Annotated in this window: 7 protein-coding genes; all 7 read left to right on the top strand. The window is 70.6% G+C overall.

From position 1 onward, the window contains the following. Positions 1–47: 47 nt before the first annotated feature. Positions 48–1964, top strand: coding sequence for a hypothetical protein (locus JWP60_RS16515; protein WP_299793643.1), 1917 nt, complete (start codon positions 48–50; stop codon positions 1962–1964). Beyond that, complete coding sequence (locus tag JWP60_RS16510; protein ID WP_299793640.1) at positions 1961–2872, top strand: efflux RND transporter periplasmic adaptor subunit; 912 nt, start codon at positions 1961–1963, stop codon at positions 2870–2872. Before JWP60_RS16515 ends, JWP60_RS16510 begins: the two co-directional genes overlap by 4 nt. A gap of 6 nt (positions 2873–2878) precedes the next feature. Next, entirely contained in the window at positions 2879–8914 is a 6036-nt protein-coding gene (locus JWP60_RS16505) for an Ig-like domain-containing protein (protein WP_299793637.1), read from the top strand. Beyond that, positions 8911–11382: a PAS domain-containing hybrid sensor histidine kinase/response regulator gene (locus tag JWP60_RS16500; RefSeq protein WP_299793634.1), complete on the top strand. Its 2472-nt coding sequence runs from the start codon at positions 8911–8913 to the stop codon at positions 11380–11382. Before JWP60_RS16505 ends, JWP60_RS16500 begins: the two co-directional genes overlap by 4 nt. A gap of 64 nt (positions 11383–11446) precedes the next feature. Next, complete coding sequence (locus JWP60_RS16495) at positions 11447–13321, top strand: EAL domain-containing protein (RefSeq protein WP_299793631.1); 1875 nt, start codon at positions 11447–11449, stop codon at positions 13319–13321. 124 nt (positions 13322–13445) lie between these two features. Beyond that, positions 13446–15275: an FAD-dependent oxidoreductase gene (locus JWP60_RS16490; protein WP_299793627.1), complete on the top strand. Its 1830-nt coding sequence runs from the start codon at positions 13446–13448 to the stop codon at positions 15273–15275. After that, positions 15272–15702: 2-oxoacid:acceptor oxidoreductase family protein (locus tag JWP60_RS16485; RefSeq protein ID WP_299793624.1), on the top strand; the 431-nt coding region annotated here is incomplete at its 3' end. The genes JWP60_RS16490 and JWP60_RS16485, both read left to right, overlap by 4 nt.

The raw sequence follows: 15702 nt of genomic DNA, 5'->3' as shown, positions 1-15702 counted from the left end.
CACCCAGCAAGAGCGAACACCGCGATGCTTGGCGTGGAGGTACTCCGGTGAGCGCAGCGGCCTGGCCTTTTCCGGGCCTGGTCTGGGGTCCCTATCCGCAGGCGCCCGTTCCCATCGAGGACAAGCGTCGCCGCGTGCAACTGGGCCGCGCCGCTCTGGTGGCCAGCGCGCGTGAGTCGCACGCGCAACTGTCGGCGCACTTCGATGTCGATGCCGCGCTGCAGGCGCTGCGGGCCGTGCCCTCCGCCCGCCGTGACGAAGCCTGGCTGCGCCAGGCGCTGCAGGCCGGGGCCGCGGCGATGGAGCAGACGCGGGGCGTGCGTGCCTATTGGCAGCAGTTGATGGCGGCGCGCGCGCTGCTCGATCAACGCCTGGTGGAGATGGACACGGGGGAAGGCAAGACGGTCGCGATCGCACTGGCCGCTGCGACCGCGGCGCTCGCCGGCACGCCCGTCCACGTGGTCACGGCCAATGACTACCTGGCCGGGCGCGACGCCGGGGACCTGCGCGCGTTCTATGCCCGCCTGGGGCTCACCGTCGGCGCCGTCGCGCAGTCGATGGACATCGAACAGCGGCGCGCGGCGTACGCCTGCGATGTCGCTTACTGCACCGCCAAGGAGCTGGCCTTCGACTACCTGCGCGATGGCCTGCAGCAGCCGGCCGACCTCTCGCCGCTGGAGCGGCGCCTGCGCGAGGGCGGCGCCCGGGCCCAGCCCGCGCCGGTGCTGCGCGGCCTGTGCATGGCCCTGCTCGACGAGGCCGACACTCTCCTGATCGACGAAGCACGGGTGCCGCTGGTGCTCTCGCAGGCGGCGGCACCGCTGGCAGAGACGACCTTCCTGCGGCGCGCACTCGCCTTCGCGCAAGGCCTGCAGCAGGGACGCGACTACACCTTGCACGCCAGCGCCGTGCGACTGACCGAAGCGGGCCTGGCGCAGCTGCAGGCGTGGCCGGCCGATCCGCATCCGCTGCTCGGGCATCCGCAGCACCGCGTGGCAACGCTGGAGCTGGCAGTCAACGCCCTGCGTGTGCTCAAGCGCGATCGCGACTACGTGGTGCGCGAGGGCGAGGTGCAACTGGTCGACGAGAACACCGGCCGCACTTCGCCCGGCCGCGCCTGGAGCCGCGGCTTGCATCAGTTGGTCGAGCTGAAGGAGGGCGTGCCGACCACGGCGCGCAACGTCACCGTGACGCAGATCACCTTCCAGCGCTTTTTCGTGCGCTACCTGCGGCTGGCCGGCATCAGCGGCACCTTGCGCGGCTCCGGGGGCGAACTGCGCACCGTGTACGGACTGGCGACGCTGCGCGTGCCGCCACGCACGCCGCGCCGCGTGCAGCATGCGCCCGCGCGCCTGTTCGCCGACAGCGCCACGCTGTGGCGGGCCGTGGCGGAGAACGCCGCGCAGCTGGCGCAGCAAGGCCGCGCCGTGCTGGTCGGGACCGAGACCGTGCAGCAATCCGAAGCGCTGGCCGCGGTGCTGCGGGCCCGCGGACTGGAGCCCCTGGTGCTGAACGCGCGGCAGGACCGCGAGGAGAACGAGATCATCGCGGCCGCCGGCCAGCCGGGGCGCCTGACCGTGGCGACCAGCATGGCGGGCCGCGGCGCCCACATCACGCTGCATCCGCAGGTGCTGGCCGCCGGGGGCCTGCACGTGATCCTGTGCCAGCTGAATGCCTCGCCCCGCATTGACCGCCAGTTCCTGGGCCGCGCCGGTCGCCAAGGCCAGCCAGGCAGCTGCCAGGTGATGGTGGCGCAGGACTTCGCGCTGCTGCAACGCTGGCTGCCCGCAGGCTGGCAGGCGCTGGTGCGTCAGCTCGCATTTCCGGGACTGTTGGTTGCAGGCAGCCTGCGCTTGGCGCAGGCGCTGGAGGCGTGGACGCGGGCGAAACAACGTGTAACACTGGCGCGCTACTCAGAGAACGAAGAACGCGAGCTGAATTTCAGCCGTTGGGGGTTGGGATGAACTGGATTCGTACCGGGCTGCTGCCCCTTGTCCTGGTGCTTGCGCCTGCCTTACACGCGGCCTCGCTGCAGCCATTGGGATGCCTGATCGAGCCCTTCAGCGTCTCGGACCTTGGCAGCCCCGTCGTGGGCGTGATCGAGCAGATGCACGTGGAGCGGGGCGACCGGGTGCGCGCCGGCCAGCCGCTGGCCACGCTGCGCAACGACGTCGAACGGATGTCCATGCACGTGGCCGAGGGCCGGGCGCAGGGGCTGGGCGAACTCAAGGCGGCCGAGGCCAATGCCGAACTGGGGCGCCAGAAACTGGCACGCGCGCTGGATCTCGCGGGGCAGAGCTTCATCAGCGCGCAGGCGCTGGAGCAGGCGCGCGCCGAAGCACTGGTTGCCGAGAACCGCCTGATGCAGGCGCGCGAACAGAGGGACATCTACGCCCGCGAGCAGGAACTGGCGCGCGCGCAATTGAACCTGCGCACCATCCGCAGCCCGAGCAACGGCGTGGTCGCCGACCGCTACATGTCGGTGGGCGAGCGCGTGGAGGAAAAGCCGATCTTCCGCATCGCCGTGGTCGATCCGCTGCGGGTCGAGGTGGTGCTGCCGGCGGCGCTGTATCCCGCCGTGCGCGCCGGCGTGCCCATGAAGATCACGCCGGATTTCCCCGGCGCGCTGCCACGCATCGTCACCGTCGCCGTGGTGGACCAGGTGATCGAAGGCGCCAGCAACACCTTCCGCGCGCGCCTGTCGCTGCCGAACGCCAACAACGCGCTGCCGGCGGGCCTGCGCTGCAAGGCGGACCTGGCGACGCAGGACACGCCGGCAACGCCGCCGCGCGCGATCAAGCGCGAGCAGCCGGGCGCCGCCGACATCCACCTGCAGGTCAGCCCCCGCTTGCCCAGCCAGCCGCGGCTGTAGGCGACCATGCGCAACTGGCTGCGACGCAAGCAACCAGGGCCGGCGCGCCGCAGCGCGCCGCATGCCGAATGGCTGGAGCCGCGGCTGCTGTATTCGGCCGATGCCGGCGCGCTGTTGCATGCCGTGGTGGATGCGCCGGTGGCGGACACGCGCGTGTTGTCCGCCAACCTCGAATACACGGCCAGCGATGCGGCGCCGACCAGCGACCAGGTGCGTGCCGCCTACGCCCTCGCACCGCTGCAGTTCGAGCCCGATCAGGGCCAGCTGGGAGAGGGCGTCGACTTCGCGGCTTCCGGCCTGGGCTACGGTGTGCGCCTCGGTGGCGGCGGCCAGGCCGAACTGCTGTTTGCCGGCGCCAGCGATCCGTTGCGGCTGGAACTGGTCGGCGCGAACGCCGGGACCGCGCAAGGCGAGGGCCTGCTGGCCACGCGCAGCAACTCGCTGGTGGGGCCGGACGCATCGCACTGGGCCACCGACATCGCGAACTACGGCAGCGTCGTCTATCACAACGTCTACGACGGCATCGACGTGCGCTACCACGGCAACCAGAGCCAGCTCGAATACGACTTCGTGCTGGCGGCGGGCGCCGATGCCTCGCAACTGCAATTGCGCTTCCACGGGGTCGACGCCACGCGCATAGCCGACAACGGTGACCTCGTCCTGACGCTCGCGGGCAGCGACCGCGAGGTGCGCTTCCAGGCGCCCGTGAGCTACCAGGACGGCGCCGGCGGCCACGAGGCGGTGGCGAGCCACTACGCGCTGCAGGCCGACGGCACGGTGCGACTGGTGGTCGGCGCCTACGACACCAGCCGCGCGCTGGTGGTCGACCCGGTGCTGTCGCACGCCAGCTACTTCGGCGAGGGCGGCGCCGAGACGGCGCTGGGCGTGGCGGTGGGCAGCGACGGCGCGGTATACGTCACCGGCCAGACCGCATCGACCTCCGGTGCCTTTGCGACGCGCCTGGCCAGCGGCTCGGACAACAGCGAGATCTACGTCGCCAAGTTCAACGCGGACCTCACGAGCCTGCTCTATGCCACCCGGGTGGGCGGCAGCGGCAGCGAGGAAGGCAATGCGATCGCGGTGGATGCGGGCGGCAATGCCGTGGTCACGGGCTGGACGCAGTCGGGCGATTTCTTCGGCGCGGCCAGCGGCGAGCAGGCAACGCGCAGCGGCTCGCAGGACGCCGTGCTGTTCAAGCTCAATGCCGCTGGCAACGGGCTGGTGTTCTCCACCTACTTCGGAGCCGGCGGCGCCAGCGACACCGGCACGGCCGTCGCGGTCGATGGCGGCGGCAACATCTACGCCGCCGGCACCGTGTCGGCCAACACCCTCCTCGACCCGCTGCTCTATCCGCTGCTGGGAGGCACCGACAACGCCTTCCTGAACAAGTACAGCGCGAGTGGCGTGGCGGGGTTCCAGGTGCAATACGGGGGCAGTGGCGTCGATGGTGTCACCGGGCTCGCGCTGGACGGCAGCGGCAACATCTACCTGGTGGGCGAGACGACGTCCAACGGCATCTCGATGGTGCGCGGCGCCCAGGTCACGCGGCCCGGCGCCGACGACGGCTTCCTGGTCCGGTACGACAGCACGGGCGCCGTCCAGTACTCGACCTACGTCGGCGACAGCGGCACGGACAGCATCACCGGCGTGGCGGTGGACGGCAGCGGCCGCGCCTACGTCATCGGCCGGACCGCCGACCCTTCGAGTTCCGGCTTCGCGACCACCGCGGGCGCGTTCGCCACCACCGCGTATACGCACGAGACCGGCTTCCTGCGCATCTACGACACCAGCGTGTCGGGCGCGGCCTCGCTGGACTACTCCAGCTTCATCGGCGGCTCGCGCGACGCCGGCGGCAACCTCTCGGGGACGCTGACCGACAGCCCCACCGGCGTGGCCGTGTCCGGCGGCAAGGTGGCGATCGTCGGCACGACGGACACGTCGAATTTCCCGACGACCGCCGATGCGATCGCCAGCACGGCCGGCAGCAGCAGCGGCTTCCTGATCGTGCTGGATCCGCAGGCCGGCGGCAGCAGCGACCTGGTCTACGGCAGCTATTACGGCTCCGGCCTCACGACCGGCGCGGTCGCCTGGTCCGGCAACAACATCTATCTCGTCGGCTCCACGACGACCAGTGCGGGACTGACCACGCCGGACGCCTACCGCCCCGGCTATACCGGCGGGCGCGATGGCCTGGTGGCCGTGTTCTCCGGCTTCAACAACACGGCGCCCGTGCTCGCGGGCGCGAATGCCCTGAACCCGGTGTACGAGGACTACGACTTTTCCGGGCCCACGCCACAGGGCAATCCGCCGCCCTGGTCCGCCGCCGGGCAGCGCCTCGGCACCCTGGTGTCCGACGTGCTCCTCGGCCAGGTGACGGACTCGGTCGCCGGCGCGCCATCGGGCATGGCCATCACGGCCACCAGCGGCAACGGCACCTGGCAGTACACGCTGGATGGCCGTACCTGGACGGACTTCACGGCCAGCGCCGGCAACGCACTGCTGCTGCCGGCCGACGCGCAGGCGCGCCTGCGCTTCATCCCGGCCGCCGACTGGAACGGCAATGCGGACATCAGCTTCCGTGCCTGGGACGGCACGGCCGGCTTCGCGGGTGGCGGCATGGACACCAGCGTCACCGGGGGAACGTCTGCGCTGAGCGCGGCATCGGCGACCGCGTCGCTCACCGTCACGGCCGTCAACGACCCACCGGTGCTGCTCACAGGCCCGCTGGCAACGGTTACGGCCAATGAGGGCGCGCCCGCGGTCTCCCTTGGCCTGGCCGCCGCGAACTGGGGCCCGGGCGGCGGCAGCGACGAACTGACGCAGACGCTGACGTTCAGGATCTCCGCCGTGCCCTCAGCGGCCTTCGGCAGCATCCTGCTGGCGGACGGCAGCGCCGTGACGGTGGGCGCGAGCTACAGCCTGGCGCAGTTGCAGGGCATGCAGTTCCGCGCGGCGGCCGGCGCGACCGCAGGCAACGCCAGCTTCGCCTTCGACGTGATCGACAGCGGCGGCAGCGCCAATGGCGGCAGCGACACCCTGGCGCAGTCCGTCGGCCTGCGCGTCGTCAACCAGGCGCCGGTGCTCACCGGCGCCAATGCGCTGCCGGGGATCGCGGAGGACACGGTGGGAGGCAACGGCACGCTGGTCAGCGACCTGGTCGCGGGTCATGTCAGCGACGCTGGCCTGTCCTACGGCATCGCCGTCACCGGCGTGGACAACAGCCATGGCGTGTGGGAATACAGCACCGACGGCGGCACCAGCTGGCTCGCCTTCGGCGCGCCGTCGGCGACCAGCGCGCGCTTGCTGGATGCCGACGCGCTGACGCGCGTGCGCTTCGTGCCGGCCGGCGACTGGAACGGCAGCACCGGCATCAGCCTGGTCGCCTGGGACCTCAGCAGCGGCAGCGCCGGCGGCACCGCCAACGCGAGCGTGGGCGGCGGCACGAGTGCGTTCAGTTCGGCCAGTGCGACCGCAACCCTGATCGTTGCGGCCGTCAACGATCCGCCGGTGCGCACGGCCGGTGCGGTCGCCAGCCTCACCGTCGCCGAAGACAGCGGCAGCACGAGCCTGGGATTGGCGGGCCTCGCTTACGCGCCGGGCGGGGGCAGCGATGAGGCCGGACAAGTCCTGGGCTACACGATCACCGCGCTGCCGCCGGCGAGCCTGGGCCGGATCGTGCTGGCCGATGGCACCGCGGCCGGGGCCGGGAGCTATACGCTGGCAGACGTGCAGGGCATGCGCTTCGTGACCGCCGCCGACGCCGACGGCAGCGGCACCTTCTCCTTCTCGGTGCGCGACAACGGCGGCGGCAGCGACACGCTGGCGCAAAGCCTGGGCATCACCGTCACGCCGGTGAACGACGCGCCCCTTGCGCAGGCCGGTTCCGTCACGGTGGCGGAAGGCGGCAGCATCAGGGGTGCCGTCACCGCCACCGACGCGGACCTGCCCTTGGAAACGCTGACCTACAGGGTGCTGAGTGGTCCGGCGCACGGCACGCTGGTATTCGGCGCCGACGGCAGCTACAGCTACACGCATGACGGCAGCGAGGGCTCCTCGGACGGCTTCGTCTTCCAGGTGACGGATGCCGCCGGCGCGAGCAGCCAGGCACGGATCACCATCGCGGTGACGCCGGTCGACGATCCCACGACCGCGCGCCCGGACACCGCCGCCACTGCGGAAGACACCCCCGTCACAGGCAACGTGCTGGCCAACGACAGCGACGTCGACAGCGTCCTCACCGTCGCCGGCTTCCGCCTCGCGGGCGATCCCACCGGGTACGGCGCGGGCAGCACGGTGACGGTCGCCGGCATCGGCAGCTTCAAGCTGTCGGCGAACGGCGACTACGCCTATGCGCCCTCGGCGGACTGGAATGGATCGGTGCCGCAGGTGACTTACACCCTCTCCACCGGCGCGGAAAGTACGCTCGATATCGCGGTCTCGGCGGTCAACGACGCGCCGGTGCGCACCACCCCGGCGGCCGCGGACCTGACGGTCAGCGAAGGCAGCGGCGCCACGCCACTCGGCCTCGGCTCCGTCCAGTACGCTCCGGGCGGCGGCAGCGACGAGGCGGGCCAGTCGCTGTCGGTCACGGTCGGCGTGTTGCCGCAGGGAGCAGGGCGCATCGTGCTGGCGGACGGCCGCGCCGACGTGGTCCTGGGTGGCAGCTACACGCTGGCGCAACTGCGCGGGATGGAGTTCATCGCGGCACCCGGCCTGAGCAGCGGCAGCGGCTCGTTCGCGTTCACGGTCAGCGACGACGGCGGCGCGACGCTGGCCGAGCGCATCCGCATCGGCGTCGTCAACGAGGCGCCCACGCTCGCTGGCGCCAACGAACTTCCGGCGGTGAACGAGAACAGCACCGGCAGCAACGGCATGCTGGTGGCCGACCTGATCGCCGGCCATTCGAGCGACCCGGCGGGACGCTATGGCATCGCCGTGGTTTCCGCCGGCACCCAGGGCGGCGAATGGGAATACAGCCGTGACGGCGGCGGCAGCTGGTACGGCTTCGACAACGTGAGCGCGAGCAACGCCGAATTGCTGGCCGCCGACGGGCAGACCCGCATCCGCTTCCTGCCGGCGGCCGGCTGGAGCGGCGAGGCCACCGGCCTGGCCTTTCGCGCCTGGGACCGCAGCGACGATGCCGGCCAGCAGCGCGCGGACACCACAAGCAACGGCGGCAGCAGTGCCTTCAGCAGCGACCTGGCCGAGGCCACGATTGCGGTGAATGCCGCCGCCGCGCCGCCCGCGCAAACGGTCTCGCCACCAGCGGCCGCACCTGCCCCTGCACCCGCACCCGCACCTGCACCTGCACCTGCACCTGCACCTGCAGCAACCCCGGCCGCGACGCCGCTGCCCGAACCGGCTCCCGCTCCCAGCTCGCAAGCGGAACCCCCTGCCGCGGCCGCGAGCCCCCTCGCACCGGGCGCTCCGATCCCCGCTGCGCCGCTGCCCGCTGCAGCGCGTGGCGCACCAGCAGCCGCCGCCCCGGCCGTGGCCGACCAGGCCCGCATCGATGCCCCGGTCGCCGCCGCCTTGCTGCCGGCCGGCAATGGCTTTGCCGCCCAGGGGCCGCAGGTGGTGCAGAACTCCGAGAGCCTGAACCTCACGCGCCACGCGGCGCGCGAGCTGCAGCTGGTGAGCTTCAATCCCCAGGCGGCCGGCGAATTCGCCGTCACCGGTTTCGCGCGCGTCGACCCTTCGCTCAAGCGCATCACGCTCGACCAGTTGCAGCAGTCCCTGCGCTCGGGGGCCTTCATCGACGAACTGAACCGGCTGCGCAAGCAGATGCACGAGGAGTTCGACATCGACCGGACCACCAGCATCACGGTCGCCGGCCTGTCGCTGGGCGTCTCGGTGGTGTACGTGTTGTGGCTGGTGCGCGGTGGCGTGCTGCTCGGAAGCTACCTGTCGGCGCTGCCCGCGTGGCGGCTGCTGGATCCCTTGCCCGTGCTGGCGCGCACCGGCGACGATGAGGACGAGGACGACGAAGCCTTCGAGCCCGCCGCCGACCGCGGCCCCGACCCCCTGCGAGGCTTCTCTTGAAGATCTTCAACACGCGCACCTACATCGCCCTCGGGCTGGCGTCCATCGTCGGCACGGCGCTGCTGGCGGCATCCCTGCTCGGACTGGTGCCGGACCGCGATGGCGCCGTGCGTGCCGGCCGCCTGGCCCTGGCCGAAGCGGTGGCCGCCAGCAGCGCCGCCTTCCTGAGCAGCTCCGATCCGACGCGGCTGGAGGAGGTGCTGCGCTTCATCCAGAAGCGCAACCCTGACCTGCGCTCGATTGGCCTGCGCACGCGCGAGGGGCGGCTGGTGCTGGCGGTGGGCGAGCATGCCCGCAACTGGCAAGCCGTGGATGGCAGCCGCGCCACCGAGGGCCAGGTGGAGGTGATGCTGTTCGCCGGCGACCAGAGCTGGGGCCAGCTCGAGATGCGCTTCGATCCCGTGCAGCCTGCGGGCCTCGCCGGCATCGTCCATGCCCCGCTGGTGTTGCTGCTCGCGTTCTGCGGCACGGTGTGCCTGGTCTCGTTCTACCTCTACCTGCATCGCGTGCTGCGCCACCTGGACCCGGCGCAGGCCATTCCCGCGCGGGTGCGCTCGGCGCTCGATGCGCTCACCGAGGGGCTGCTGGTGGTCGACCAGAAGCAGGAGATCGTGCTGGCCAACGAGGCGCTCACGCGCCTGCTGGCGCGCAGCAACGAGCAGATGATGGGCCGCCCGGTCGGCCAGATCGGCTGGCTCGATGAACAGGGCGAGGCGCTCGCCCCCGCCTCCTTCCCGTGGAGCGCGGCGCTGGCCAGCGGCATCGTGCAGCGCAACCTGCAGCTGAAGCTGCGCGATGCCGAGGGCCGCCTGCGCAGCTTCGTCGTCAACTGCTCGCCGGTGCTGTCCGGCGCCGGCAAGGCCAGCGGCGTCTTGATCAGCCTCGAGGACATCACGCTGCTGGAACAAAGCCGCATCGAATTGCGCTCGGCGCGCGACGAGGCGGAGGCCGCCAACCGCGCCAAGAGCGAATTCCTGGCCAACATGAGCCACGAGATCCGCACCCCGATGAATGCGATCCTGGGCTTCACCGAGCTGCTGCGGCGCGGCTTCGGCAAGAACGAGCGCGAGTCCTCGCGTTACCTCGACACGATTCACCACAGCGGGCGCCACCTCCTGGGCCTGATCAACGACATCCTCGATCTCTCCAAGGTGGAGGCGGGACAGATGACGGTGGAGAAGATCGCCTGCACCCCGCACCAGGTGATCCAGTCGGCGCTGGCCGAACTCGCTCTGAAGGCGCAGGAGAAGGGCCTGCGCGTGTCGCTGCGCCTGCTCACGCCCGTTCCCGAGCGCGTGCAGTCGGATCCGGCGCGCATCCGCCAGGTGGTGCTCAACCTGCTGTCCAACGCCGTGAAATTCACGGAGCAGGGGGCGGTGGAGGTGGTGCTCGCCTGCCATGGCAGCGCGTACACCGTGGAGGTCAGCGACAGCGGCATCGGCATCGCGCCGGAAAAGATCGAAACGATGTTCGATCCCTTCACGCAGGCCGATGCGTCGATCACGCGGCGCTTCGGCGGCACCGGCCTCGGCCTGGCGATCAGTCGGCGGCTGGCGCGTGCACTCGGGGGCGACCTCACGGCCACCAGCCAGCCGGGCGTCGGCACGACGATGATCTTCAGCTTCGACCCCGGTGCGCTCGCTGGCGTGCACCTGCTCGACGCGGCCGAACTGGCGGCGGCGACCGCACCGGCAGCGGCGCAGTTGCGCACCCGCTGGCGCATTCCGTCGGCGCGCGTGCTGGTGGTGGACGACGGCCCCGAGAACCGCGAACTGCTGTCGCTGGTGCTGGCCGAACATGGCCTGTGGGTGGAGGAGGCCGAGAACGGCCAGGTCGCCGTCGACAAGATGGCAGCCGGCCGTTTCGACCTGGTGCTGATGGACATGCAGATGCCGGTGCTCGATGGTTATGCCGCGACGCGCGAGTTGCGCCGCCGCGGCGTGCAGGTGCCGGTGGTGGCGCTCACCGCCAACGCGATGAAGGGCTACGAGGAGGAGGTGCTGCAGGCCGGCTGCACGGCCTACCTCACCAAGCCGGTGGACATCGACGCGCTGCTGCAGCAGGTGGCGCGTCTGCTCGGGGGCTCGGCGGAAGATGCCGATGCCGTCGCGAGCTCGGTGTTCGTCGACCTGGGCGGGCAGACGATGGTGCACGCCGGGCCGATCCGCTCGCGCTTTGCCGCCAACGCCAGGCTGGTGCCGATCGTGCGCAAGTTCGCGGGCCGGCTGCACGAACAACTCGGGCACGCGCGCGTCGCGGCCGACGGCGCCGACCTGGCGGAGGTGGAACGCCTCGCCCACTGGCTGGCGGGCGCCGCCGGCACCGTGGGCTACGACGCCTTCACCGAGCCGGCGCGCGAGCTCGAAGCCGCGGCCAAGGCGGGCGACGGCACGCTGGCCGCAGCCGTCCTGCAACGCCTGGCCCGAATGGCCGATCAACTGGAGGTGCCCGAGGTCGCCATCGGCTGAACCCACGGCACAATGAGAAATGAATGAAAAAGACTTCGGTTCGGGGGGTGCGATGCTCCGGGGGATGAGCGACTCCGAGCGCGATGCGCTCATGACCCAGCCCACGGTGTTTGCACCGGGCGAAGACAAGCTGTCCGAACAGGCGCTGCGCGCGCTCTCGCCGCAGGACATGCTCTGGCGCCACGGCTCGGTGTCCGGCCTCTCGGAGGCGTTGATCATGATGGTCGACGACGAGATGCTGAACATCGAGATGACGCAGGCCTTCCTGGTCGAGGCCGGCTACAAGCATTTCGTGCAGACCGACCGGCCCGAGCAGGCCGTGGCCATGATGCGCCAGCACATGCCCGGCGTGCTGCTGCTGGACCTGAGCATGCCCAGGGTGAGCGGCCTCGACATCCTCGCAACGCTGCGGGACGACTCGGTGCTGCGCCACCTGCCGGTGATCGTGCTCACCAGCAGCACCGATCCGCAGGTCAAGCTGCGCGCGCTGGCCATGGGGGCGATGGACTTTCTCTCCAAGCCGGTGGACCCGAGCGAACTGGGCCTGCGCATCCGCAACACGCTGGCTGCCAGCGCCTATCGCGAGTACCTGAGCCACCACGACGTGCTGACCGGCCTGCCGAACAAGCAGCGCTATCGCAGCGAAGTGGCGGCGGTGCTCAGCGCGGCCAAGAGCCTGGGCAGCGCGGGTGCGTTGCTGCACGTGGGCGTCGACGCCCTCGGGCGCATCAACGACGCGCTCGGGCGCACCGTGGGCGACCAGCTGCTGCAGCGCGTTGCCAAGCGCCTGGCCAGCTGCGTGCAGACCGAATGGGGCGGCGAGCTGGCCTCCGAGCGCCACAACCCCACGCTGTACCGGTTCGACGGCGACGAGTTCGCGGTGATCGTGCCCTACATGGACGGCGTGACCAGTGCCGCCGCCTTCATCAACAAGCTGCTGGAGGACACCACGGTGAGCTTCCAGCGCCAGCGCTCGCCCGAGCTGTTCGTCACCTGCAGCATCGGCGTTTCGGTGTTCCCCGCCGACGGCCTCGAGCCGGACCTGTTGATGCGCAACGCGGGCCTCGCGCTGCGCCATGCCAAGCAGGCGGGTCCGCACCGCTACGAGTTCTTCTCGCCGCGCTTCAACGAGATGGCGCAAAGCCGTCTCGACCTGAGCGCCGAACTGCGCCACGCGATCGGCCGCGACGAGATCTCGCTGCTGTACGAGCCGCGGGTGGAGCTTGCCACCGGCCGGGTCGTCGCCGCCGGCACCGTGCTGCGCTGGAAGCATGCCTCGGGCCGGATCATCGAGGGCGACGAGCTGATGGACCTGGCCGGCAGCTCCGAGATGGACGTGGCGCTCACCGACTGGCTGTTCGACCAGATGCGCGCCCATGTGCGCACCTGGCGCGGCGCGGGCCTGCAGCCGGTGCCCACCGGCATCAAGATCTCCATGGCCAACCTGCGCCCGAGCGACCTGGGCCACCTGGTCGACGCGGCCATAGTCGCCGGCGGCATGGATCCGCGGACCCTGAGCCTGGAATTGCAGCAGGTGGGTGCGATCGACAACCTGCACGCACGCGAAGCGGCGGCCATGGCCACGCTGCGCCGCAAGGGCGTGCGCCTGTCGCTGGACCGCTTCGGCACCACCGCCTCGGTGGGCCACCTGCGCAAGCTGGCCTGCGACGAGGTGAAGGTCGATGCGTCCTTCATGCACGACCTGGAAAAGGACGCCACGGTGCAGGCCATGCTGCTGGGCATCGGCGACCTCGCGCGCCGGCTGCGCCTGACCTGCGTAGCCTGCGGTGTCGACACAGCGGCGCAGGCGAGCTTTCTCAAGAAGCAGGGCTGGGACCAGGCGCAGGGCCGCTTGCTGGGCGAACCGCTCACCGGCCTGAACTTCGCGGCCAAGTGGCTCACCCGCAGCGGCAAGCCGCAACGGGTGGAGATTCCCTGATCCGGCCAGCGGGTAAAGAACCAGCATTCCGTCACTGAACAGGGAATCCACCGAGAGCCGGCAGCGGCAACCCGGACGTAGACTGGGCCGCCCCGCTCAGGGGCACCCCGTTCAGGAGGGCTTCTTGCAGCCGACGAACATCGCCGATCCGGCGTACTTTCACAAGGTGGTGGACTGCCAGTGGGCCTGTCCCGCGCACACCCCCGTTCCCGAATACATCCGGCTGATCGCGCAGCGCCGCTACGGGGATGCCTACATGGTCAACTGGGTGTCCAACGTCTTTCCGGGCATCCTCGGGCGCACCTGCGACCGGCCGTGCGAGCCAGCGTGCCGGCGCGGGCGCGTGGAGCAGAACAACACGGGCGATCCGGAGCCGGTGGCGATCTGCCGCTTGAAGCGCGTGGCCGCCGACCTGAAAGGCGACGTGCGCGAGCGCATGCCGTCACGGGTGCCAGGCAATGGCAAGCGCATTGCCTGCGTCGGCGCCGGGCCGGCCTCGCTGACCGTCGCGCGCGATCTCGCACCCCTGGGTTACGAAGTCACCGTCTTCGACGGCGAGGCGCGCGCCGGCGGCTTCATCCGCACGCAGATTCCGCGCTTTCGCCTGCCCGAGGAAGTCATCGACGAGGAGACCGGCTACGTGCTGGACCTGGGCGTGGAGTTCGCGGCCGGCCAGCGCATCGCCTCGATGCTGGCGCTGCTGGGGCAGGGCTTCGACGCGATCTTCGTCGGCTGCGGCGCGCCGCGCGGGCGCGACCTCGACCTGCCGGGGCGGCAGGAGGCGGCGGCCAGCATCCACATCGGCATCGACTGGCTGGCCTCGGTGTCGTTCGGGCACGTGACGCAGATCGGTAAACGCGTGATCGTCCTGGGCGGCGGCAACACGGCGATGGACTGCTGCCGCTCCGCGCGCCGCCTCGGTGGCGAGGACGTCAAGGTCGTCGTGCGCAGCGGTTTCGCGGAAATGAAAGCCTCGCCCTGGGAGAAGGAGGATGCCATGCACGAGGGCATCCCCATCGTCGACTTCCACGTGCCCAAGGCCTTCGTGCACGAAGGCGGCCGGCTTGCCGGGATGACCTTCGAGCTGGTGCGCGCGGAGTACGACGCGCAAGGTCGCCGCCGGCTCGTGCCCACCGGCGAGCCGGATCCCTTCTTCCCGTGCGACGAGGTGCTGATCGCCGTGGGGCAGGAGAACGCCTTTCCGTGGATCGAGCGCGATAGCGGCATCGCATTCGACGATGCGGGCCTGCCGCGGCTGCACAAGACGACTTTCCAGTCCACCGTGCCGCACGTGTTCTTCGGCGGCGATGCGGCGCTGGGGCCGAAGAACATCATCACCGCGGTGGCGCACGGGCACGAGGCGGCGATCTCGATCGACCGGCTGCTGCACGGCGAGGACCCGCGCATGCGGCCCGCGCCGACCGTCAACCTGATGTCGCAAAAGATGGGCATCCACGAGTGGAGCTACGACAACGCCACCTCGCTGGACGAGCGCTACCAGGTGCCGTGGGCGCAGGCCGAACAGGCGCTGGCCAGCATCCGCGTGGAGGTGGAGCTGGGCTTCGATCCCGCCACCGCATTGCGCGAGGCGCAGCGCTGCCTGAACTGCGACGTGCAGACCGTGTTCAACCAGGAGACCTGCATCGAGTGCGATGCCTGCGTCGACATCTGCCCGATGGATTGCATCAGCTTCACCGCGGATGCCGACGAGCCCGATCTGCGCCAGCGGCTGAAAGCACCCGCGCTCAACCTCGTGCAAGACCTCTATGTGTCCGGCGGCCTCAAGACCGGCCGCGTGATGGTGAAGGACGAGGACGTGTGCCTGCACTGCGGGCTGTGCGCCGAACGTTGTCCCACCGGCGCCTGGGACATGCAGAAGTTCCTGTTCCAGAGCGCGATGGCGGGGAGCCGCGACGCCGCGGCCCGCCGGGCGGTGCAGCAGGTGGCGGCATGAACAGGATCGAAGCCGTCAACGACTTCGTCGTCAAGTTCGCCAACGTCAACGGCTCGGGCTCGGCCTCGGCCAACGAGCTGTTCGCCAAGTCCATCCTGCGCATGGGCGTGCCGGTGAGCCCGCGCAATATCTTTCCAAGCAACATCCAGGGCCTTCCCACCTGGTACGAGGTGCGCGTGAACGAGGCGGGCTGGCTCGGGCGGCGCGGCGGCGTCGACCTGATGGTGGCCATGAATCCGCAGACCTGGGACGCGGACGTCGCCGAGCTGTCGCCCGGCGGCTATCTCTTCTACGACAACACGCGGCCTTTGCCTCCCGCGGCCTTCCGCGACGACGTGCACGTGATCGGCATGCCGCTCACCGAGATCTGCAACGCGGTCTATGCCGATCCGCGCCAGCGCCAGCTGTTCAAGAACATCGTCTACGT

This window comes from Ramlibacter sp. (assembly GCF_028291745.1).
In the GTDB taxonomy this organism is placed as follows: Bacteria; Pseudomonadota; Gammaproteobacteria; order Burkholderiales; family Burkholderiaceae_C; genus Ramlibacter.
The sequence above is the reverse complement of the archived record's forward strand: the minus strand, read 5'-3'. Positions and strand labels throughout refer to the sequence as shown.